This is a genomic window from Stenotrophomonas maltophilia (assembly GCF_013464915.1).
Taxonomy (GTDB): Bacteria; Pseudomonadota; Gammaproteobacteria; order Xanthomonadales; family Xanthomonadaceae; genus Stenotrophomonas; species Stenotrophomonas maltophilia_AT.
Genome location: NZ_RAVT01000029.1, coordinates 17563 through 39304 on the forward strand (window position 1 = coordinate 17563; position 21742 = coordinate 39304).

Here is a 21742-nt window from a genome sequence, read left to right on the forward strand (position 1 = left end):
GTCAGTGCCCCTTGCCTGCGGCCGGCGCAGCCGCCGGTGCCAGCACCGGACGATTCTGGCGGTCGACCGGCGTCACCACCTGGCCTTCGCGCAGCAGATGGCCGCCGGCAGCCACCACCCAGTCACCCGCGGCCACGCCGGACAGCACCGGCACCGCCTGCGCACCATAGGCACCGACCGTTACCGCGGTTGCCTTCAACGCACCATTGGACGGATTGACCACCCAAACGCTGGCCTTGCCATCGCTACCGCGCAGCACCGAGCCGAGCGGCAGCTGCAGGGTGCCACTGCGGCCAGCGGCGGCGAACACCCGCGCGCTCTGGCCCAGCTCCACTTCGCTCAAGGCTTCCGGCGCCAGGCTGACCCGCGTGGCATAGGTGCGCGCCTGCGCATCGGCGGCCGGCGCGATCTCACGCAGGGTGCCCGGCAGCAACTGGCCCGGGCGGTTCCACAGTTCCACCTGCACCGGCTGCCCGACCTTGTAATCACGGATGCTGCTTTCCGGCAGTGCGATCAGCACTTCACGGCCACCATCTGCGGCCAGGGTGAACACCGTCTGCCCGGCACTGACCACCTGCCCGGCTTCGGCCTGGCGGCTGGCGATCACGCCGTCGGCCGGGGCGCGCAGCTGCGCGTACTCGGCCTGGTTGCGGGCCACCGCCAGGTTGGCGCGGGCGGCATTGGCCTGGCCCTGCGCGGCCTTGAACGCGGCGGTCTGCTGGTCCAGCGCCGAGCGGCTGACCAGTTGGTCCTCGGCCAGCTTGGCGTAGCGCTTCTGGTCATCGCGGGCGCGCACCAGGTCGGCTTCCGCCGCCGCCAGCTGCGCCTGCGAGGCGGCTGCCTGCGAGGCGTAGTCGGCCACGTCCAGCTCGGCCAGCAGCTGGCCCTTCTTCACGCGTTGCCCGGCGTCGACATGACGCTTGATCAGGTTGCCGCCGACCCGGAACGACAGCGGGCTCTCCTGGCGGGCGCGTACCTCACCAGGGTAGGCCGCCGGCGCCTGTCCGTCCTGCGTGGTGGGATGCACCACCAGCACCGGAATGGCCGCCACCGGTTCGGCGGCCTGCCTGCCACAGGCTGCCACCACCATCGCCAGCACGCCAACACCCAACCAACGCATGTTCTTCATGAGGTACAAGACCTGAAAAGGGGATCCGGGGGAACGCGTCGGCAACATACTGTTGCGACACGGACATTAGTGAACCAGTCGGTATAGTATAAATATCGAACCGCTTGGTCTAGTATTGTTGCGATGAGTTCTCCCACTTCCCGCAAGCCGTCGGCCAAGCCTGCTGCCAAGGCCGCCGGACCCGGGCGCCCCAAGGATCTGGGCAAGCGCGCGGCGATCCTTGAAGCAGCCAAGGTACTGTTCATCGAACAGGGCTATACCGGCGTGAGCATGGACGCCATTGCCGCCCAGGCCGGCGTCTCGAAGCTGACCGTGTACAGCCACTTCGGCGACAAGGAAACCCTGTTTTCCCAGGCCGTGCAGTCCAAGTGCATTGAAATGCTGCCCGATGCCCTGTTCGTGGCCGACGCGGACGGCCCGCTGCGCGACCAGCTGATCGGCATCGGCCTGGCCTTCTTCGAGCTGATCACCTCCGATGCGGCGATCTCGATCCAGCGCATGATGATGGCGCCGGAGACCGATGAACGCCTGCGCGAGCTGTTCTGGCAGGCCGGTCCGGAACGCACCTGCGAGGCCCTGGCCGACTTCCTGCGCGCCCGCGGCGAACGCGGTGAGCTGGCGATCCCCGACTACTACCTGGCCGGGCAGCAGTTCCTGACCCTGGTGAAGGGCGAAGTGCACATGCATATGATGTGCGGCATGCCACTGTCACCGGTGGAGTGCGACCCTCTTGCCCATGTGACCGCCAGCATCGACTTCTTCCTGCGCGCCTATGCGCCGCGAGGGGCCGGGACGGCTGAATAACCAAAACTGAACGAACCGGAGGTCGCGATGACTTCCGGCACTGCGACCCCGGCCACCCGGCAGCTGATGCTCTGGGCGCGCCGCCGGCCTCCGGCACCGGTAAAATGGCCGGCCCACTGCGCTGGATTTGAACCTCATGACGATTGATTACGCCCACGCCCGCGAACTGATGGTGGAACAGCAGATCCGTCCCTGGGACGTGCTGGACATCAAGGTGCTCGACGTCCTCGCCCGCCTGCCGCGCGAGGCCTTTGTCGCCGACGCACACCGGGCGCTGGCCTATGCCGACGTTGAACTGCCGATCGGCCATGGCCAGAAGATGATGAAGCCGGTCATCGAGGGCCGTACCCTGCAGGCACTGGATCTGCAGCCGGGTGACGAAGTGCTGGAAATCGGCACCGGCAGCGGCTTCCTGGCAGCCTGCATCGGCGCGCTGGCGCGCGACGTGCTGAGCCTGGAGATCGACCCGGAGCTGGCCGCCGCCGCGCGTGCCCGCCTGGACGCTTCCGGCCTGGGCACCAACGTCCGCGTGGAAGTGGCTGACGCCCTGTCCTGGCAGACCGAACGCCGCTTTGACGTGATCTGTGTCACTGGTGCGGTCGACGTGGTGCCGTCACAGTTCGCCTCGTGGCTGCGTCCGGGTGGCCGCCTGTTCGTGATCCACGGCCGCTCGCCGGCGATGGAGGCCCTGCTGGTCAAGGCCGACGGCAGCACCGAGTCCCTGTTCGAGACCGATATCGATTACCTGCGCGGTGCCGCCCCGGCACCCCAGTTCCACCTCTGAGTCCAAGGAAGCCGCAATGATCCGCCGATCCCTCGCTGTTGCGCTGGCCACTGCCCTGCTGCCGTTGTCCGCCCATGCCGCCGACCTGCTGCAGGTCTACGAAATGGCGCGCAACGGCGATCCGCAGCTGTCCGCCGCCGAATCGACCCGGCTGGTCGACAAGGAAGGTGCCGTGCAGGCGCGCGCCGCCCTGCTGCCGCAGATCAACGGCCAGGCCACGCTGAACCGTACGCGCAGCGAGCCCAACGCCGATGCCAATTCGGGCTCGTTCAGCAGCAAGCGCCGCACCTACACGATCGATGGCAGCCAGACGCTGTTCAACTGGACCCAGATCAACAACCTGCGCTCGCAGCGTGAGCTGAGCAAGGCGGCGGATTTCACCCTCGATTCGGCCAACGACAGCCTGATCGTGCGCACCTCGGCGGCCTACTTCAACGTGCTGGTGGCGATCGAATCGCTGAACGCCGCACAGACCAACGAAGCGGCCGCGAAGAAGCAGTTCGACTTCGCCGACAAGCGCCTGGAAGTGGGCCTGGCGCCGATCACCGACGTGCACGAAGCCCGCGCCCAGTACGACCAGGCGCGTGCCAACACCATCGTTGCGCAGAACACCCTGGCCGATAACTACCAGGCCCTGACCGAACTGACCGGCCAGCCGGTGGTGAACCTGCGTGGCCTGCCGGCCGACTTCCGTCCGGAAGTGCCGGCCAACCGCGGCAACATCGATGAGCTGGTGCACCAGGCCACCAACCAGAATCCGGCGCTGAAGGCGCAGGAACTCAAGGTCAGTGCCGCCGAAGCCGGCGTGCAGGCCGCCCGTGGTGGTCACTACCCCACCCTGTCGCTGGGCGGCAGCTGGGGCAAGAGCGCGACCTGGGGTGACAGCACCGGCGCCGGTTCGCTGTCGCCGGATGCACGCACCAACAGCATCGGGCTGACCCTGAGCGTGCCGATCTTCGCCGGTGGCGCCACCCAGTCCGGCGTGCGCCAGGCGCTGGCCCAGCGTGACATCGCCCAGGACGGCTACGAGCAGCAGAAGCGCGCCCTGGACCGCAACACCCGCAATGCCTACCAGACCCTGGTGCAGGGCATCAGCGAAGTGGAGGCCCGTCGCCTGGCGGTGGTTTCGGCACAGAGCGCCTACGACGCGTCGCAGGTTGGCCTGGAAGTCGGTACCCGTACCGTGCTGGACGTGATCCAGAACCAGCGCATCCTGTTCTCGGCGCAGCTGGATTACGCCAACGCTCGCTACACCTTCCTGCAGAACCGCCTGCTGCTGAGCCAGTCGCTGGGTGCGCTGGATGTGGCCGAGCTGCAGGACGTGAACCGCCTGCTGACCCAGGACGCGGGCAACCCGGCAACGACCACGCACTGAGTCGTCAGCCTGCCGGCCACGAAGAAGCCACCCGCGAGGGTGGCTTTTTTGTGGGCGTTGCACGCCGATCAGCCGGGCCAGGCGCGCATCCGCTCCACTGCGGCCAACACGCACAGTACCGCAGCCACGGGCACAAGCACCGGCAAGAAGCGTGAGGGTGACGCCTGCACGCGAAGCACAGCCAGGCACAAGGCCGCCATCACCAGCAGGGTTGCCGGACCAGGCAGCACCGGCAGCGCGCCGACGGGCAGCACCAGCGCCAGCATCGCCGCCGACAACACCACCGCGCCCCACGCCCGTAGCGCCGCCGCATGGCTGGCCGCAGGCCACAGTTGCGTCGCCATGCGTGCGGCCACCCTCATCAGTACCAGCAGCAGGGCCGCCAACCCTGCCGCGCCGGCCAGTGGCAGCAACGGCATCATCCAATGCAGCTGCGGGTGCTGCTGCAGCGCCACCGACAACGGTCGCGTACTGGCCAATGCCGGGAACTCCACCAGGCCAGCCTGCAACGCGGCCAGTACGATCAGCAGCAGCATGGCCAGCAGCAGCATCCCCGCCAGCAGCTGCGGCTGTCGTTCCCTCTTCTGCCGGCCCATGCCGGGAAATCCCAGTGCAAGGCCAACACTGGCGAACACACCGAGCAGCGGTACGCTCGCCGCCAGCACCCCACCCAGCCCGAAACGATAGGGCGCCGTGGCTTCCGGCAACCATGGGATCCAATGTGCGTAGTGCACGTAACGCGCCGCCAGGGCCAGCAGGAGCAGACCGATGCCGATCTTCACCGTCAGCAGCGCACAGCCAACCAATGCCACGCGACGTGGCGGCAGCAACCCGACCACGCCAAGCAGAAGCAGGCCGAGGACCGCCACCAGCCGATCCGGCATCGCGTTGCCTGCATCGATGCCGCAGCGGAGCAGGAACACGCGCAGGTGACTGGCCATGGATTGCGCCGCGCCGGCACTGGTCGCCACCAGCTCCAGCAGCAACATGCCCCCCAGCAGGGCGGCGGATACCCTGCCCCATCCCGCGCGCAGCAGACCCTGCAGGTCTTCGGCAGGCAGTTGCTGGTTCAGGACGTGCAGACAGCACAGCAGGGGCACGGTGCCCAGCGCGGCCAACAGCAGGCTCAGCACGATGGCTGGTCCCGCCTGCGCGGCGGTGTGCTGACCGACCAGAGCGATCACGCTGCCACCCAGCAGCAGCGTCAGTGCCACCGTCGCAACGTGATCCCTGCCGAGGCAGGCATCCCGGTCGCGGCTGTTGTCGCTGTCCATCGCAAGTCCCCTTGATATCCGCCCAGATGCGGTCGGCAGCAGGCTGGCAGCCTGCGCCAAGGGGCGGTATCAGAATCTGTCCCGGGGGCTCCGCGATGTGATCGCACACACGATGGAAGGCCCGTAACCGGTCCTGCTGCGACAGCATTCCGGTCGCTAAGCAGAATTGACGCAGTCGATCGCGTCAGTCGACCGGCCTGCTGCCGGTCTCCGTCTCAGCTCCGCGGTGGCGGCAGGTGAGGTCCGACCAGCGCCAGCGTACGCTGCAGGGCACCGCGTCCATTGCTGATCAGCGTGCAGCCTGCCCGCGCCATGTCCTCGCGTGCCTGCGGATCTTCGAGCAGAAGCTGCAGCAGTTCGCCGACCGCCTGCACGTCTTCGCCGATCAACAGCGCGCCGGCCTCGCGCATGCGCCGGGAAATTTCCGAGAAGTTGTGCAGGTGCGGGCCTGTCACCGCAGCAGTGCCCATCGCCGCCGGTTCCAGCAGGTTGTGGCCACCGATCGGCTGCAGGCTGCCACCGACAAAGGCCACCTGCGCGCAGGCATAGAACGGCATCAGCTCGCCCAGGGTATCGATGACGAACACATCGGTTTCAACCTCCGGCCACTGCTTCGCGCGCCGGGTTGCCACGTTCCAGCCCTGCTCCCGCGCCAGTGCCTCCACCTTCGGGAAGCGCTCGGGATGCCGCGGTGCCCACAGCAGCAGCAGGTCGGGGTGCTGCTGGCGCAGGCGCCGGTGCAGATCGATCACCGCCTGTTCTTCACCATCATGGGTACTGGCGGCGATCCACACCGGCCGCCGGGCCGGCACGCGGGCATGGAACTGCTCGACGAAGCCCTGCACGTCCGGCGTGGTGATGTCGAACTTCAGGTTGCCCAGCGCCTGCACCTGCTCCGGCGCAGCGCCCAGCTGCACGAAACGGTCGGCATCGTCCTGCGACTGCGCGGCCACGCAGGTGACCGTGCGCAGCGCGCGGCGGATCAACGCCGCCAGCAGCCGGTAGCCCCGCAGCGAACGTGCCGACAGGCGCGCGTTGAGGATGTAGACAGGAATGCCACGGTCACGGCAGCCGAACAGCATGTTCGGCCACAGTTCGGTTTCCAGGATCAGCGCCAGGCTGGGCTGGAAGTGACCAAGGAAGCGGTTGACGCTGCCGGGCACGTCGTACGGCAGGTAGACATGGTCCAGTGCATCGCCCCACAGCGCACGCACGCGCTCTGAGCCGGTCGGGGTGATGGTGGTGATGACCCAGCGGATGTCCGGGCGCTCCTTGCGCAGCGCGTTCACCAGCGGCGCAGCGGCATTGACTTCGCCCACCGAGACCGCGTGCAGCCAGACCCGCGGTTGGCCGGTGGGCTGCGGATAGGAGGCATAGCGCTCGTCCCAGCGCCGGAAGTATTCACGGACCCGGAAGCCGCGCCAGACCAGGTGGTACACGGTGATCGGCAGCAGGATGTAGAGCACGACCGAGTACAGGCCGCGCAGGATCCATTCGACAGGGTCTTTACGCATGCGGCAAGGATACGGGAGCCCCCCGGGAAAGACACGCGGCCGCCTTGGTAGAATGGGCCAATGTCCGATGCCACCACCGCCGTCCGCCCGTCGCTGCGCGATCCCCGCAACTGGCCGATGTTCGCCGCCATGCTGGGCGCCTTCGCCATCGCCCGCCTGCCGTGGATGCTGCAGCGTGCGCTGGGCCGCGGCGTCGGCTGGATCACCTGGCGCCTGCTGGGCAGCCGTCGCCGCGCCGCCGAGGTCAACCTGCAGCTGTGCTTCCCCGAGAAGGACGAGGCCTGGCGCCAGCGACTGGTGCGCGACAGCTTCGATGCCCTGGGCGTGGGTGTGTTCGAGTGCATCCGCGCCTGGTGGGGCAGCATCGACAGCATCCGCCCGCAGGTGCAGATCGAAGGACTGGAACATCTGCGGCAGATGCAGGCCGAAGGTCGTGGCGTGCTGCTGGTGTCCGGCCACTTCATGACCCTGGAAATGTGCGGGCGCCTGCTGTGCGACTACGTTGATCTTTCAGGCATGTACCGCAAGCACAAGAACCCGGTGTACGAGTGGGCGGTGAAGTTCGGCCGCCTGCGCTATGCCAAGGCAATGTTCGCCAATGAGGACATCCGCGCTACCGTGCGCCACCTGAAAAAGGGGGGCTTCCTCTGGTATGCGCCGGACCAGGACATGCGCGGCAAGGACACCGTGTTCGTACCGTTCTTCGGCCATACCGCCTCGACCATCACCGCTACCCACCAGCTGGCGCGGATGACCGGCTGCGCGGTGATCCCGTATTTCCATCGCCGCGAAGGCGGGAAGTACTTCCTGAAGATCGGCGCGCCGCTGGAGAATTTCCCCAGCGAGGATGTGGAAGCCGATACCACGCGGGTCAACCAGGCCATCGAAGAGATGGTGCGCGAGGCGCCCGACCAGTACCTGTGGATCCACCGCCGCTTCAAGCGCCAGCCCGGTGGTCGGAGCGATTTCTACAAGTAAGGATGGGACGGCAGAGCTCCATCCACGCATGGCGTGGATCTACTGATTCGTGCTGGCGGCTCCATCCACGCATGGCGTGGTTCTACTGGACATCCTGAAGTAGATCCACGCCATGCGTGGATGCTTTTCGATCCCGCGCCGGAAATCACAACGGCCAGCGGCACCAGGCATACGGGTACTCCCCCACCACGCACGCCAATCCCGCGCGGACCGGATTGGCCAGGATGTACATCGCCTTCTCGTGAAGGGATTCATCGCTGCGTACGGCGTGATCGTGGTAACCGTGCTGCCACAGCGCGCCTTGCCGCTCCAACTTCCGGTTCAGCAGCCTGCTGCTGCGTGACTTCAGAAGGGACATGCACTCGGCCAGGGTTCCACCGCGCAGTTCCATCAGCCAATGCAGATGGTCGGGCATCACCACCCACGCCAGGCTGTGGCTGATGCCCCTGCGCTCGACGAAGCGCAGGGTGTCGACCAGGATCGCAACGTTCGCTGCATCAGCGAACAACGGTTCGCGGCCGAGAGTTGCCGTGGTCAACGAGTACACGGTGCCGGATCGGGAACATCGACCGTAGCGGAGTCTGGGACTGGCCATGCCTGCAGCGTGCGATACCCATGGAAACACCGGTAGTGGTGTTCTACCTGTGTTTGCGTGGGGAAAGCTCCATCCACGCGTGGATGTCGTGCCCACAAACACCGCAATGCCGGTAGATCCACGCCATGCGTGGATGGACGATCACACCACGGACGGCGTGTCGTCTGCGTCCCGCGCCAGCAGGCTGCCGGCGAACAACGCGGCCAACAGCACGGTCAGGCCACCCCAGAAGGCCGAATAGAACGCCAGATGGGTGTTCAGCGGGAACACGGTCACCGCCAGCGCCAGCATCGCCGGACGCGCGCGTTCGCGGGCGGTCGCCGGCGCGTAGCGCCATGCACGCCAGGCCTGGGCCACCGCCGCCAGCCACAGCAACAGACCAATCACTCCGGTCTCTGCAAGGATTTCCAGCACGATCTGGTGGGCATGCAGCGCCGGGGCATTGCCCCACACCGCCGGTCCTCCCCCCGCCACGCAAGCGGGATAGGCATCGCGGAAACCACGTGCACCCACGCCATTGATCGGGTGTTCTTCAATCATGCAGGCAGCGGCTTCCCAGATCCGCGCGCGCCCTGACAGGGCCTCGTCGACGCCACGCTCGCCCCCATCCAGGGCCATGGCCGTACGCGCGAAGCGCTCGCGCAGCTGCGGCACGCTGGCGGTCAGCGCGCCCGCGCCGAGCAGCGCCACGAGCGCCAGCGCGGCCAGCCGTTTCCAGCCGAACTGGCGCACGCCGCTATAGGCCAGCACCAGCGCGAAGGTGATCCACGAGGCGCGCGAACCGGCCAGCAGCAGCACGCTGCCCAGGGCTGCCGCAGCCAGCAGCCAGCCCGCATTGCCAAAGCGACGGGCGACGGGCAGCAGCAGGAACGGCGACAGGCTGGCCAGCACCTGGCCGAACTTCAGGTTGCACGGTCCCAGTGCGCCGCTGAGGCGATCGGCCAGCGCGGCCTCATCGGCCGGGCACAGTGCGTGGCCACTGACCGCAAGCTTCAGGTGTTCCAGTGACCAGAACCAAGGGCTGGTGCCGGCCACGGCCTGCACCAGCGCATCCAGCGTCCATGCGCCGGTGATCAGCGCCAGACCCGCGAAGGTCAGCCGCCGCCGCTCCGGCGTGGCCACCGCGATCGCCACCAGCCACATGAAGGGCAGATAGCGCAGGCCCGCAGCAGCTTTGGTCCACGAGGCCGCCGGATCGATCGCATCGAATGCGGAAAACGCCTGCGGCAGCCAGTAGCCGAGGAACAGGATCGACGTCAGTGCCCAGGCCGCCGTGCTCAACAGATGCGGGCGGCGTTGCAGGCGGCGCATCACCATGCGCGCGGCGGCGTACAGGGCGCCCAGGCCCAACACGGTTTCGGCGATGCCCGGCAACGGCCACATCGCCACGTACGCCAGCACCCACCAGGGCGCCCAGCGGCCGGCGCGGTCGTCGCGCACGATGACGGCAGGGTCAGCCGGCGAGGTCGGCATAGAGGCGGAGGGTATCGCGCTGCATGGCCTGCAGGGTAAACGGGATGCGGGTCGGCAAGGACGGCGGCTGCGCCAACAGGGCCAGCGCACGTTCACCCAATGCGTGCGCATCGCCGAGCGGCACGGCACCTGCGGGCTGCAGCTGCCGAAGCAGCTCACCGACGCCACCATGGTCCCAGCCCAGCACCGGGCGGCCCACCGACAGCGCCTCGACCACGGTGCGGCCGAATGCTTCGGGCTTGTCCGACAGCTGCAGCACCAGGTCGCTGGCCGCGTAGGCCTGGGCGATGCGCGCGGTCGGCGTACTGATCTGCACTGCGCTGGCCACACCCAATGCCGCCGCCTGCCGGCGCAGGTCGGCCACGTAGGCTTCACGGCCGGGTTCATCGGTGCCCAGCATCCACAGCTGTGCGGGCACGCCAGCGGCGCGCACATCGGCAAGCAGCTGCAATGCGTGGGCATGGCCCTTCAGGCGGGTGCCCCGCCCCGGCAACAGCAGCAATGGGCCTTCAACCTGGGCCAGCCATGGGTAATCTGCCGCAAGCGCCATCCGCGGACGGCGATCGGCACGCGCCACGCGCGGGAACTGGGCCACATCGACGCCTCGCGGAATCACCTGCAGCGACTGTTCGGGCACGGTCGGGTAGTGCCGCTGCACGTAATCGCGCACGGTGTTGGACACGCAGATCACGCGTTCGCCGCTGGTCATCACTGCGCTGTAGCGGCTGGGCGAATTCAGCCCGTGCACGGTGGTCACCCAGTGCGGACGCTGCGCGGCGGGCATGGCGCGGATCGCGTACAGGCCCAGCCAGGCCGGCAGGCGCGAGCGGGCATGCACGATGTCCGCGCCAACCTCGGCGAACAGGCGGCGCAGGGTCGGCAGATGGCGCAGGGTCAGCAGCGACTTGCGGCCGATGTCCAGGGTGAGGTGTTCGGCACCGCTATCGAGCAGCGGCTGCACCAGGCGGCCACCGGCGGAAACCACCAGCGCGCGATGGCCGGCGGCGACCAGGGCCGCAGCGATTTCCAGGGTCGAGCGCTCGACACCACCGGAGTGCAGCGCCGGCAGCAACTGCACCACGGTCAATCGGCGCATCGAGGGGGCAGCCGCTTAGTCGGCCAGCACGAACACGGAACCGCAGTACGGGCACTGCGCTTCGCCGTTGGGCTCGTCTTCGATCGGCAGGTACACGCGCGGATGCGAGTTCCACAGCGCCATTTCCGGGGTCGGGCAGCTCAGCGGAAGATCGCTGCGGTGCACGGTGTAGCGCTTCTCGGCGTTGGCGGGCGCGGTGGCGGTATGGCTCATGGCGGATGTCGATGAACGGATTGCGAGGCCTGTGATTCTAGCATCCGGGCCGCCCCGACATGGCGCCGCAACGGGTCTTTGGGCGCCGCGGGCCGATTCCGCGTGGCGTTGCACGGCACCCGGGGCGGCCTGCCTGCGTGGAATCCCCGGTCTCCCGTGCGGGTTTGTGCTGAATCCTGCCGGCCACGATTTTTCCCGCATTTGGATCGAACTAAATGGCACTTGTCAGGTCGCGGCGGCTGTTGCAGGATCGGGCCCGGGTCGTGAATCGACCCGCCCAATCGACCCGATCGCATGGCCCGCCCCCACCGGACCGGCATCGCCTCTTCCACTGCCATCCCGGCGGGCGGAGCGATGCTGCCCGTGGTGTCCGCCGATGCGGGTTCTGCCCGCCGCCTGCCCTTCCGGGAGACTCCTGCATGACCCTGTCCGATCCACGCCGCGCCCTGCTTCCGCTTGCCCTGGCCCTGGCCTGTGCGACCACTGCGATGCCGGTGCTGGCACAGGGACTGCAGACCTCGTTCGAACCCGGCGAACCCACACCGGCGCAGGCCGCTGGCGCACTGCAGGCAACGATCGGCAACGGCCCTGCCGCGCCCTACACCGCCAAGCGCAGCGCTGGCTACAGCGGGCTGCATGCCCTCCGTTACAGCAGCGCAGGGGGCAACGCGCGGCGCGAACTGTTCAAGACCGACCTGCCGATCGAGGCCGATACCACCCTGTCGTGGCTGGTGCTGCCGGAAATCGTCGGCAAGGACAGCGTGGCCTCGACCTATGTCTCGCTGGATCTGCGGCTGGACGATGGCAGCCGCGTTTCGACCGGTACGGCACGCGACCAGCACGGCGTAGCCCTTGGCGCACACGCACAGGGCGAGTCGAAGACGCTGTATCCGCAGCAGTGGGCACGCAAGGCGGTGCGACTGGGCGACGTGCCCGCGCTGAAGGGCCGCCGCGTGGTCGCGATCGAACTGGAGGTGGCCAGTGCCGACGGTGCGCCGGTGTCCGGCTGGATCGACGACGTTCGCCTGGATGTTCAGCCGCGACAACAGCCGCAGCGCGTCTCCGACTGGGTGCTGACCACCCGTGGCACCCAGGCCAACGGCACCTTCTCGCGCGGCAACAATTTCCCGGCCACGGCGGTGCCGCACGGCTTCAATTTCTGGACCCCGGTGACCGATGCCGGCGCGCTGAACTGGCTGTACCGCTGGAACGAGCAGAACGACGCACAGAACCGCCCGCAGCTGCAGGCGCTTGCGTTGAGCCACCAGCCCAGCCCATGGATGGGCGACCGCCAGACCTTCCAGGTGATGCCCTCGGCCAGCCGTGGCGTGCCGGAGGCTGATCGACGCAAACGTGCCTTGTCGTTCGACCGCAGCCACGAGAGCGCCCGCCCTTACCGCTACGACGTGCGCTTCGACAACGGCGTCGCGGCATCGATCGCGCCGACCGACCATGCCGCGCTGTTCCGCTTCGACTTCCCGGAGGGCGGCGACGCCAACCTGCTGTTCGACAACGTCGATGCACGTGGCGGCCTGAGCCTGGATGCCGCCACGCAGACGCTGTCCGGCTACACCGACACGCGCAGCGGCCTGTCCAACGGTGCCAGCCGCATGTACGTGGTCGCCAGCTTTGACAAACCCTGGCGCAGCAGTGGTCGCCTCGACACCGGCCGCCCGACCGGCTACATCAAGTTCGATGCCGGCAGCGAGCGACGGGTGACCATGCGCATCGCCACTTCGCTGATCTCGGTGGAGCAGGCACGACACAACCTGGCGCTGGAAATCGCCGCCACCGACACGCTGGAGAGCGTGGCCGGCCGCGCGCAGGATGCGTGGGATGCACGCCTGGCCCGCTTCGACATCGGCGCGGCCAGCGACGACCAGAAGACCACGCTGTACTCCAGCCTGTACCGGCTGTACCTCTACCCCAACTCCGGCCACGAAAACGTGGGCAGCGCGGCCGCACCCGACTGGCGCTACGCCAACCAGGCCAGCGCCAGCGATGACAACACCGATGGCAGCGCGACCCGCAGTTTTGCCGCCGTGCGCGACGGCAAGGTGTTCGTCAACAATGGCTTCTGGGACACCTTCCGCACCACCTGGCCGGCCTATGCGCTGTTCACGCCCGACGATGCCGGGCAGATGGTGCAGGGCTTCATCGAGCAGTACCGCGCTGGCGGCTGGATCGCGCGCTGGTCGTCGCCGGGCTACGCCGACCTGATGGTCGGCACCAGCTCCGACGTGGCCTTCGCCGACGCGTGGCTGAAGGGCATCGGCGGCTTCGATCCGGCCGAGGCCTATGCCGCCGCGTTGAAGAACGCGACCGTGGTGCCGCCGGACCGCCATGTCGGCCGCAAGGGCATGGACCGCTCGACCTTCCGTGGCTACGCCAGCGCCGACGTGCATGAGGGCATGTCGTGGACGATGGAAGGTGCGCTCAATGACTTCGGCATCGCCAACATGGCCGACGCCCTGGCCAAGCGTGCGACCACACCGGCCGCACGTGAACGCTACAGCACCGAGGCCGACTACTTCCGCCACCGCGCCGCCAGCTACGCGACGATGTTCGATCCGGCCGCCGGCTTCTTCCAGGGCCGCACGGCCGATGGCCGTTGGCGCGTGGACGCCAAGGACTACGACCCGCGCGTATGGGGCCACGACTACACCGAATCCAATGGCTGGACCTTCGCCTTCACCGCCGCCCACGACGGCGAAGGCCTGGCCGCACTGTACGGCGGCCGCGACAAGCTGGCCGCCAAGCTGGATACCTTCTTCGCCACGCCGGAAACCGCCGACGCGGCGTTCGCCGGCTCCTACGGCGGCACCATCCATGAAATGACCGAAGCACGCGATGTGCGCATGGGCATGTACGCGCACAGCAACCAGCCGGCGCACCACATCCCGTGGATGTACCTGTACGCCGGGCAGCCGTGGAAGACCCAGCAGCACGTGCGCGAGATCCTGTCGCGGCTGTATGTGGGCAGCGAGATCGGCCAGGGCTACCCGGGCGATGAGGACAACGGCGAGACCTCGGCTTGGTACGTGCTGGCCTCGCTGGGCCTGTACCCGCTGCGCATGGGCGCGCCGGAGTACGTGATTGGCTCGCCGGCCTTCGAGCATGCGCGGGTGGAACTGCAGGGCGGCGCCGTGCTGACCGTGAACGCGGCCAACAACTCGCGCGAGAACGTCTATGTGCAGTCGCTGAAGATCAACGGCGCACCGTGGACGAAGACCTGGGTGCCGCACGAGCTGATCGCCAAGGGCGCGACCCTGGACTTCGTGATGGGCCCGCAGCCGTCGCGCTGGGGCAGTGGTGTGGACGACGTGCCGCGCTCGTTGACCGCGCGTGGCCAGCGCCCGCAGCTGCTGCACGACCTGCTGGGCAGCGGCGCGAGAGCAGCGCTGGCCGATGGCCGAGCCCTGCCCGCGCTGGTCGATGACGATGCCGGCACGACGGTGGGCCTGGGCGGCGGCGCAACCATCGCGCTGACCGGCCTGGCTGACGGCACCGCGACGATGTACACGCTGACCAGTGGTGACGGCCGCATCCATGGCGGCGAATGGACGCTGGAGGCGCGCAATGGCAGCGGCAGCTGGACCGTGCTCGACCAGCGCCGTGGCGAAGACTTCGAATCTGCCCGCCAGACCCGTCCGTTCCGCATCGCAAAACCCGGCCGCTACAGCGAGTACCGCCTGCGCCTGGCGGCACCGGGGCGATTGCCACTGGCGGAGATCGAACTGCTGGCGGCCGGCACCGTACAATGAGCCGCATGCGCTACCGTCTTCTGCCCCTGGCCCTTGTTGCCCTGTCCTTCTCCAGCTTCGGCCAGACCCAGGCGTTCGATACGCAGCTGACCCGCGACGGCGTGACGCTGAACTACCAGGACGCCCGTGGCGCCCTGGCGGCGCCGCAGCGCAAGCGGGTGATCGATACGTTCTTCTTCGCCTATCTGCGCGAGCGGGCTGATTTCCACCCCGCCGCGCCGTCGAGGGTGCGCATCGTGATCGATCCGGCCTACACCGGCATCGCCTTCGTCGGCGACAAGGATCAGGCGGCGACCATCACCATCAATCCCGGCTGGCTGGCGCAACACCCTAACGACATCGACCTGGTTACCCATGAGGCGATGCACATCGTGCAGGGCTATCCCGGCTACGGCGATGCACGGGTGCCGGGCTGGCTGGTGGAAGGCATCGCCGACTACGCGCGCGACCGCTACGGCATGGACAACACCGCCGCTGGCTGGGCGTTGCCGGTCAAGGTCGAGAAGGGCCAGAACGTCGACAGCGGCTACCGGGTGACCGGTGCGTTCCTGAAGTGGGCCGAGGCCGAGCATCCCGGCCTGGTGTTGGCCCTGGACAAGGCCCTGCGCGAGGGCCGCTATACGCCGGCGCTGTGGCAGAAGCACACCGGCAAGGCACTGCCGGCGCTGTGGACGCAGTACGCCAAGCCACGTTCGGATGCACCGCCGCCGGCCCCTGCGCGGCGCGGCAAGCGGCACTGACTGGGTGGTCGACTGGATATCGGGGCGACTGGGTAGAGTCGACTGCGTATCGGGGCGACTGCGTATCGGGGCGACTGGGTAGAGTCGACTGTTAGTCGACTGCCCTTGATTCAGCCACCGAAAACCCCGCGCTTCGCGCGATAGTCGACCAACGGTCGACTCTACTTCGCTGCCTTCTACGCCTCAGCGCGACCGCACGAAACCGGCGTACAGCGCGAACAGTTGCTGGAAGTAACGCCGCGTCACTCGATTGCGCATGACACCCTCGCCGATGAAAAGTTGGTCGGGCCCAGGGTGGGAAGGCCGGTCCGGTCCCTTCCCACGGCCGGGCCGCGTGGGCGTATTGGGCCGTAGCGGCGTTGCAGGGTAATGACCGCGTTGCGTAGCGCGTGTGGCAGCGATGGGACCGGCATCGGGACCAGGACCAGGACCGGTAGAGTCGACCGTTGGTCGACTATCGCGCGATAGCGCGGGGTTTTCAGCGTCCGAATCAAGGGCAGTCGACCAACAGTCGACTCTACCCGTTTCCGCTGCGCGGAAACGGAAACGCGCCCCGGAGGGCGCGTTTCTGCAGCTGTCGCGGGAACGAAGGCTTACGCCTTCTTTTCCGCTTCCAGCTGCTTGCGGATCTGCGCATCCACCGCGGCGATCGCGGTCATGTTCAGGATCCGGCGCGAGGTCGCGCTGGTGGTCAGGATGTGCACCGGCTTGTTCACGCCCATCAGGATCGGGCCGATCGCCACGCCGTCGGTGAACACACGCACCAGGTTGTAGGCGATGTTGGCCGCTTCCAGGTTCGGCAGCACGAACAGGTTGGCGCGGCCCTGCAGGGTCGAGCCCGGCAGCAGCTTCTGGCGCAGCGCTTCGTCCCACGCGGTGTCGCCCTGCATTTCACCGTCCACGTTCAGGCGCGGGTTGCGCTTGAGCAGCAGCTCGCGCACCTGGCGCATCTTCAGCGCATCCTTCGAGTCGTGGCTACCGAAGTTGGAGTGCGACAGCAGCGCCACCTTCGGCTCGATGCCGAACAGCTTCATGCGGTAGGCGGCCTGCAGGGTCGCTTCGCACAGCTGCTCGGCGGTCGGGTCTTCCTGCACGTGGGTGTCCACGAAGAAGAACACACCCTGCTGGTTGATCACGCCGGTCATCGCCGAGGTCGAGGTGACCTTCGGCTCCAGCGGCAACACGCTGCGCACGTAGCCCAGCTTCTTGTGGAAGCGGCCGACGATGCCGGTCAGCATCGCATCGGCTTCGCCACGGGCGACCATCACCGCCGCGATCAGGGTCGGGCGCGAACGCATCAGGTTCTTCGCCGCGGCCACGGTCACGCCACGGCGGCCGGTCAGGCCGTGGTAGTACTGCCAGTATTCGTTGAAGCGCGGGTCGTCGTTGATGTTGGTGACTTCAACGTTCTCGCCGATCTTCAGGCGCAGGCCCAGGCGCTCGATGCGCGACTCGATCACTTCCGGGCGGCCGATCAGGATCGGGTGCGCCAGGCCGTCATCGACCACGTTCTGCACCGCCTGCAGCACCACTTCCTCTTCGCCTTCGGCGTACACCACGCGCTGCTTGTCGCTGCGCGCACGGTCGTAGACCGGCTTCATCATCAGGCTGGTGCGGTAGACGAACTGGGCCAGCTTGTCGCGGTAGGCGCCCATGTCCTCGATCGGGCGCGACGCCACGCCCGAGTCCATCGCGGCCTGGGCCACGGCGGCCGACAGCTCCACCAGCAGGCGGCGGTCGAACGGGCGCGGGATCAGGTATTCACGGCCGAAGCTCGGGGTCTCACCGCCGTAGGCCGAGCCCATGTCGGTGGCGGCACGGCGCGCCAGCGCGGCGATGGCGCGCACGCAGGCGATCTTCATTTCTTCGTTGATCGCGGTCGCGCCCACGTCCAGCGCACCGCGGAACAGGTACGGGAAGCACAGCACGTTGTTGACCTGGTTCGGGTAGTCCGAACGGCCGGTGCCGATGATCGCGTCCGGACGCGCGGCGCGCGCCACCTCCGGCATGATTTCCGGGGTCGGGTTGGCCAGCGCGAAGATCACCGGATCCGGCGCCATGGTCTTGACCATCTCGGCGGTCAGGATGCCCGGCGCCGACAGGCCCAGGAAGATGTCCGCGCCGTCGACGATCTCGGCCAGGGTGCGCTTGTCGGTATCGCGCGCATAGCGCTGCTTTTCCGGATCCAGGTCGGTACGACCGGTATGGATCACGCCCTCGCGGTCGAAGGCCAGGATGTTTTCCGGCTTCAGGCCCAGCTGCACCAGCATGTTCACGCAGGAAATACCGGCCGCGCCCATGCCCGTGGTCGCCAGCTTCACCTCTTCGATCTTCTTGCCGGTGATCGCCATGGCGTTGAGCACCGCTGCGCCGACGATGATCGCCGTGCCGTGCTGGTCGTCATGGAACACCGGGATCTTCATGCGCTCGCGCAGCTTGCGCTCGACCACGAAGCATTCCGGGGCCTTGATGTCTTCCAGGTTGATGCCGCCGAAGGTCGGCTCCAGCGAGGCGATGATGTCGACCAGCTTGTCCGGGTCGGTCTCGTCCACTTCGATGTCGAACACATCGATGCCGGCGAACTTCTGGAACAGAACGCCCTTGCCTTCCATCACCGGCTTGCCGGCCAGCGCGCCGATGTTGCCCAGGCCCAGCACCGCGGTGCCGTTGGAGATCACCGCCACCAGGTTGCCGCGCGCGGTCAGCTCGCTGGCCTGCTGCGGGTCGGCCTTGATCGCTTCACAGGCGTACGCCACGCCCGGCGAATACGCCAGCGACAGGTCGCGCTGGGTCAGCATGGGCTTGGTAGCGGAAACCTTGATCTTGCCGGGCGGAGACATCCGGTGGTAATCGAGGGCGGCCTGTTTGAAATCTTCGTTGGACATCGATGTGGGTTACATGAATGGGCAGAAGGGACAGGGGATGATACCCCCGTTGGAGCGTCTGGACCTGTCGCTATCCTGTCGCAGGCATGCTGCGACCGCACAATTCCGTGCCGTATGCGACGGTACCGGGAGACCAGCATCGGCGCCCCCGATGACAGCCATGGGACGCCCTGAAACGCCGCGGGGCCGTACCACTGTCGTGATCGGCCCCGCGGTACCACACACCTGGATCAGCCCTTGGCCGGCAGCGCCTCGGGCAGCGCGTCCACCGGCGGCGGCAGCTCGCTTTCGCGGCCGTCCAGCGCCAGCTGCAGGCGGTTGCGATCCAGCGCGCCTTCCCAGCGCGAGACCACAACGGTGGCCACGGCATTGCCGATGAAGTTGGTCAACGAGCGGCATTCGCTCATGAAGCGGTCCACGCCCAGGATCAGCGCCATGCCGGCCACCGGCACTTCCGGCACCACGGCCAGGGTGGCGGCCAGGGTGATGAAGCCGGCGCCGGTGACGCCGGCCGCGCCCTTGGAGCTGAGCATGGCGACCAGCAGCAGAGCGATCTGGTGGCCCAGGGTCAGTTCGGTGTTGGTGGCCTGGGCAATGAAAAGTGCTGCCAGGGTCATGTAGATGTTGGTGCCGTCCAGGTTGAACGAGTAGCCGGTCGGGACCACCAGGCCCACCACCGACTTGCTGCAGCCGGCGCGTTCCATCTTCTCCATCAGCGACGGCAGCGCCGACTCCGACGAGGACGTGCCCAGCACCAGCAGCAGCTCGGCCTTCAGGTAGCGCGCCAGCTTGAACACCGAGAAGCCACACAGTCGGCAGACCAGGCCCAGGATCACCGCCACGAACAGGAACGCGGTGAGGTAGAACGAACCCACCAGCCACGCCAGGTTGACCAGCGAACCGACGCCATACTTGCCGATGGTGAAGGCGATCGCGCCGAAGGCACCGATCGGGGCGGCCTTCATCAGGATGTGCACCAGCTTGAACACCGGGGCGACCAGCGCCTCCAGGAAGTTCAGGATCGGCTTGCCCTTCTCGCCCACCGATGCCAGCGCGATGCCGAACAGCACCGCGATGAACAGCACCTGCAGGATGTTGCCGTCGACGAAGGCGCTCACCAGCGTCTTCGGAATGATGTCCATCAGGAAGCCGACCAGGGTCAGGTCATGCGACTTCTCGACGTAGCTGTGCACCGCGGTCTGGTCCAGCTCGGCCGGGTTGATGTTCATGCCGGCGCCGGGCTGCACCACGTGCGCCACGATCATGCCGACGATCAGCGCCAGCGTGGAGAAGAACAGGAAGTACGCCATCGCCTTGGCAAACACGCGGCCCACCGTGCGCAGATGGGTCATGCTGGCGATGCCGGTGACGATGGTGAGGAAGATCACCGGCGCGATGATCATCTTCACCAGGTTGATGAAGGCATCGCCGAGCGGCTTCATCTTCTCGCCGATCAGCGGTTCGTAGTGGCCGAGGATGGCGCCCAGGACGATCGCCACGATCACCTGGAAATACAGCTGGCGATAGATCGGCAACGGCTTTGCAGGCGCCGGGGCTGCGGTCGGGATGTGCATGGCGGACTCCGGAAGGGGCGTTTTCAGGCACGTACGGCCCCGGGACAGCGCGGGAACCGTTACCGTGGAAACTGCTCGCAGGCCCTGTGCTGCACGCGCAGGGGGTGCGACCAATGGACGCCTTTGTACGCGCCGGGCACGCCGGCGCAGATAACCTATTGGTACTAGCCCCCCGGTTCAGGTGGCCGTGGTGCCTACACTGGCGCCGCACCGCCCGATCACGGGGAGGCCGGTGGCCCGGGCTGAACGGCTGGGCGCGTCATTGCGAAAGTTTCGGCCCCTGCGGCCGTTGTTGTCCTGTCCACACGCAATCTGAGAGAGCCGCACCCAACATGCGCCCGATTCCCACCTTGCTGGCCCTGTCACTGGCCGCCCTTCCCGCCTTCGCCTCGGCTGCCGATTTCGACAACTGGCCGACCAAGTACGCCTTCGGCGACGGCACCGAGTTGGCCGCGACCGCCAACATCGCCTACGACTACAACGACTTTTCCTCGGGCAGCGGCCTTGAGGACGATGACGCCGTGCGCCGCAAGGAGTTCGGCGCGACGCTGAAGAAGAAGGGCGTCTACGACGCGATGGTCTACTACGACTTCCAGTCCGATACCTGGCTGGACGTGTTCGTGCGCTTGGAAAGCAAGGCCTTCTTCGGCCGCGACATCGGCCGCTTCCGCTTCGGCTACATGAAGACCCCGGTCGGCCTGGACGCGAACACGTCTTCGCGCGCCGGCAGCTTCCTGGAAACCGCACTGCCCGTGCAGGCCTTCTACGCGGGCCGCCGCACGGGCGTGGAATGGGTGCTGGAGCGCCCGCAGTACCTGCTGCAGGCGGGCGCCTATGGCGGCAAGGACCTGCAGGGCGACAACCCCGGCACCACCCAGGCAGTCCGTGCCGTCTGGACCCCGGTGAAGGCACCGGGTGACGTGATCCACCTGGGCCTGGCCTACTCGCAGGAGAATCCGCGCGGTTACAGCGATGGCCGCGACGTGCACCACGAGGCCAGCGCGCGCCTGCGCGCACGCCCGGAAGCCGGCCTGACCGACATCCGCTATGTCGATTCCGGCGCCCTGGTCACCGCCGACCAGATCCGCCGCACCGGCCTGGAAGGCATCTGGATCCGCGGCCCGTTCTCGCTGCAGGCCGAAGCCCTGCAGGCCACCGTCACCCGCAAGGGCCTGCCGGACTACACCGGCAGCGGCCAGTACGCGATGGCCAGCTGGGTGCTGACCGGCGAATCGCGGCCGTACAACGCCGGTGCGGTGGCCAACATCAAGCCCGCGCACGACTACGGCGCGGTGGAACTGGTGGCCCGTTACAGCCGCATGGACCTGGACGATGGCAGCATCCTGGGGGGCCGCCAGCACGACCTGACCCTGGGCGCGAACTGGTACCTGACCAGCCACTTCAAGTTCCAGGCCAACTACGTGAAGGTCGACGCCAGCCGTCGTGGCGTGCACAGCACGCCGGAGATCTTCGAACTGCGCGCGCAGATGCACTTCTGACCCCTTCCACGTCAGACCCCGGCGGGCGTGCATGCCACGCCCGCC

General features: G+C 67.6%; 16 protein-coding genes. 7 read left to right on the top strand and 9 right to left on the bottom strand.

What is annotated here, in order from left to right; all coding sequences use genetic code 11:
• Position 1 precedes the first annotated feature (1 nt).
• Positions 2-1129: an efflux RND transporter periplasmic adaptor subunit gene (locus D7T59_RS10880; RefSeq protein WP_164137849.1), complete on the bottom strand. Its 1128-nt coding sequence runs from the start codon at positions 1127-1129 to the stop codon at positions 2-4.
• Positions 1130-1252: 123 nt separating this feature from the next.
• On the opposite strand from D7T59_RS10880, the gene D7T59_RS10885 reads away from it, so the two are divergent.
• The 3 genes from D7T59_RS10885 to D7T59_RS10895 all read left to right on the top strand — a co-directional run bounded on the left by D7T59_RS10885 (position 1253) and on the right by D7T59_RS10895 (position 4092).
• Positions 1253-1933, top strand: coding sequence for a TetR/AcrR family transcriptional regulator (locus tag D7T59_RS10885; RefSeq protein WP_164137848.1), 681 nt, complete (start codon positions 1253-1255; stop codon positions 1931-1933).
• 136 nt (positions 1934-2069) lie between these two features.
• Positions 2070-2717 carry a protein-L-isoaspartate O-methyltransferase family protein gene (locus D7T59_RS10890; protein ID WP_049398378.1) on the top strand — a complete coding sequence of 216 codons (648 nt, stop codon included), beginning with the start codon at positions 2070-2072 and terminating at the stop codon, positions 2715-2717.
• 16 nt (positions 2718-2733) lie between these two features.
• Positions 2734-4092: a TolC family outer membrane protein gene (locus tag D7T59_RS10895; protein ID WP_164137847.1), complete on the top strand. Its 1359-nt coding sequence runs from the start codon at positions 2734-2736 to the stop codon at positions 4090-4092.
• Positions 4093-4160: 68 nt separating this feature from the next.
• On the opposite strand, the gene D7T59_RS10900 is transcribed toward D7T59_RS10895, so the two are convergent.
• Together D7T59_RS10900 and waaA are read right to left on the bottom strand one after the other, a co-directional pair.
• Positions 4161-5366: an amino acid transporter gene (locus D7T59_RS10900; protein WP_180852369.1), complete on the bottom strand. Its 1206-nt coding sequence runs from the start codon at positions 5364-5366 to the stop codon at positions 4161-4163.
• A gap of 215 nt (positions 5367-5581) precedes the next feature.
• A complete protein-coding gene (gene waaA / locus D7T59_RS10905; protein ID WP_180852370.1) occupies positions 5582-6880 on the bottom strand; it encodes a lipid IV(A) 3-deoxy-D-manno-octulosonic acid transferase in 1299 nt (432 codons plus the stop codon).
• 60 nt (positions 6881-6940) lie between these two features.
• Here waaA and D7T59_RS10910 point away from each other — a divergent pair, with 60 nt between their 5' ends.
• Positions 6941-7858 carry an LpxL/LpxP family Kdo(2)-lipid IV(A) lauroyl/palmitoleoyl acyltransferase gene (locus D7T59_RS10910; protein WP_049429074.1) on the top strand — a complete coding sequence of 306 codons (918 nt, stop codon included), beginning with the start codon at positions 6941-6943 and terminating at the stop codon, positions 7856-7858.
• 145 nt (positions 7859-8003) lie between these two features.
• Here D7T59_RS10910 and D7T59_RS10915 read toward each other — a convergent pair whose 3' ends face one another.
• The 4 genes from D7T59_RS10915 to D7T59_RS10930 form a co-directional block, all read right to left on the bottom strand.
• On the bottom strand, positions 8004-8453 hold the full coding sequence (locus tag D7T59_RS10915; protein WP_180852371.1) for an REP-associated tyrosine transposase: 450 nt from the start codon (positions 8451-8453) through the stop codon (positions 8004-8006).
• A 141-nt stretch (positions 8454-8594) separates the two neighbouring features.
• Positions 8595-9926 carry an O-antigen ligase family protein gene (locus tag D7T59_RS10920; RefSeq protein ID WP_180852372.1) on the bottom strand — a complete coding sequence of 444 codons (1332 nt, stop codon included), beginning with the start codon at positions 9924-9926 and terminating at the stop codon, positions 8595-8597.
• The gene (locus D7T59_RS10925) at positions 9907-11022 is read right to left on the bottom strand and encodes a glycosyltransferase (protein WP_164137842.1); all 1116 of its coding nucleotides are present in this window, start codon (positions 11020-11022) and stop codon (positions 9907-9909) included. The genes D7T59_RS10920 and D7T59_RS10925 overlap by 20 nt, the downstream gene beginning before the upstream one ends.
• A gap of 15 nt (positions 11023-11037) precedes the next feature.
• A complete protein-coding gene (locus D7T59_RS10930; RefSeq protein WP_005410967.1) occupies positions 11038-11235 on the bottom strand; it encodes a zinc-finger domain-containing protein in 198 nt (65 codons plus the stop codon).
• 419 nt (positions 11236-11654) lie between these two features.
• On the opposite strand from D7T59_RS10930, the gene D7T59_RS10935 reads away from it, so the two are divergent.
• Positions 11655-14999, top strand: coding sequence for a GH92 family glycosyl hydrolase (locus tag D7T59_RS10935; RefSeq protein ID WP_180852373.1), 3345 nt, complete (start codon positions 11655-11657; stop codon positions 14997-14999).
• Entirely contained in the window at positions 14996-15739 is a 744-nt protein-coding gene (locus D7T59_RS10940; protein WP_180852374.1) for a basic secretory protein-like protein, read from the top strand. Before D7T59_RS10935 ends, D7T59_RS10940 begins: the two co-directional genes overlap by 4 nt.
• Before the next feature lie 593 nt (positions 15740-16332).
• Here D7T59_RS10940 and D7T59_RS10945 read toward each other — a convergent pair.
• Together D7T59_RS10945 and D7T59_RS10950 are read right to left on the bottom strand one after the other, a co-directional pair.
• Positions 16333-18624, bottom strand: a complete 2292-nt coding sequence (locus D7T59_RS10945; RefSeq protein ID WP_180852375.1) for an NADP-dependent malic enzyme — start codon at positions 18622-18624, stop codon at positions 16333-16335.
• A gap of 230 nt (positions 18625-18854) precedes the next feature.
• Positions 18855-20198, bottom strand: coding sequence for a dicarboxylate/amino acid:cation symporter (locus D7T59_RS10950; protein ID WP_111204121.1), 1344 nt, complete (start codon positions 20196-20198; stop codon positions 18855-18857).
• Positions 20199-20530: 332 nt separating this feature from the next.
• Here D7T59_RS10950 and D7T59_RS10955 point away from each other — a divergent pair, with 332 nt between their 5' ends.
• Positions 20531-21697 carry an OprO/OprP family phosphate-selective porin gene (locus D7T59_RS10955; RefSeq protein WP_164137837.1) on the top strand — a complete coding sequence of 389 codons (1167 nt, stop codon included), beginning with the start codon at positions 20531-20533 and terminating at the stop codon, positions 21695-21697.
• Positions 21698-21742: the final 45 nt, after the last annotated feature.

Bases quoted from the DNA above. Each gene is read 5' to 3' on its own strand.
- D7T59_RS10880 (WP_164137849.1), bottom strand. From the start codon at position 1,129: ATGAAGAACATGCGTTGGTTGGGTGTTGGCGTGCTGGCGATGGTGGTG.
- D7T59_RS10885 (WP_164137848.1), top strand. From the start codon at position 1,253: ATGAGTTCTCCCACTTCCCGCAAGCCGTCGGCCAAGCCTGCTGCCAAG.
- D7T59_RS10890 (WP_049398378.1), top strand. From the start codon at position 2,070: ATGACGATTGATTACGCCCACGCCCGCGAACTGATGGTGGAACAGCAG.
- D7T59_RS10895 (WP_164137847.1), top strand. From the start codon at position 2,734: ATGATCCGCCGATCCCTCGCTGTTGCGCTGGCCACTGCCCTGCTGCCG.
- D7T59_RS10900 (WP_180852369.1), bottom strand. From the start codon at position 5,366: ATGGACAGCGACAACAGCCGCGACCGGGATGCCTGCCTCGGCAGGGAT.
- waaA (WP_180852370.1), bottom strand. From the start codon at position 6,880: ATGCGTAAAGACCCTGTCGAATGGATCCTGCGCGGCCTGTACTCGGTC.
- D7T59_RS10910 (WP_049429074.1), top strand. From the start codon at position 6,941: ATGTCCGATGCCACCACCGCCGTCCGCCCGTCGCTGCGCGATCCCCGC.
- D7T59_RS10915 (WP_180852371.1), bottom strand. From the start codon at position 8,453: ATGGCCAGTCCCAGACTCCGCTACGGTCGATGTTCCCGATCCGGCACC.
- D7T59_RS10920 (WP_180852372.1), bottom strand. From the start codon at position 9,926: ATGCCGACCTCGCCGGCTGACCCTGCCGTCATCGTGCGCGACGACCGC.
- D7T59_RS10925 (WP_164137842.1), bottom strand. From the start codon at position 11,022: ATGCGCCGATTGACCGTGGTGCAGTTGCTGCCGGCGCTGCACTCCGGT.
- D7T59_RS10930 (WP_005410967.1), bottom strand. From the start codon at position 11,235: ATGAGCCATACCGCCACCGCGCCCGCCAACGCCGAGAAGCGCTACACC.
- D7T59_RS10935 (WP_180852373.1), top strand. From the start codon at position 11,655: ATGACCCTGTCCGATCCACGCCGCGCCCTGCTTCCGCTTGCCCTGGCC.
- D7T59_RS10940 (WP_180852374.1), top strand. From the start codon at position 14,996: ATGAGCCGCATGCGCTACCGTCTTCTGCCCCTGGCCCTTGTTGCCCTG.
- D7T59_RS10945 (WP_180852375.1), bottom strand. From the start codon at position 18,624: ATGTCCAACGAAGATTTCAAACAGGCCGCCCTCGATTACCACCGGATG.
- D7T59_RS10950 (WP_111204121.1), bottom strand. From the start codon at position 20,198: ATGCACATCCCGACCGCAGCCCCGGCGCCTGCAAAGCCGTTGCCGATC.
- D7T59_RS10955 (WP_164137837.1), top strand. From the start codon at position 20,531: ATGCGCCCGATTCCCACCTTGCTGGCCCTGTCACTGGCCGCCCTTCCC.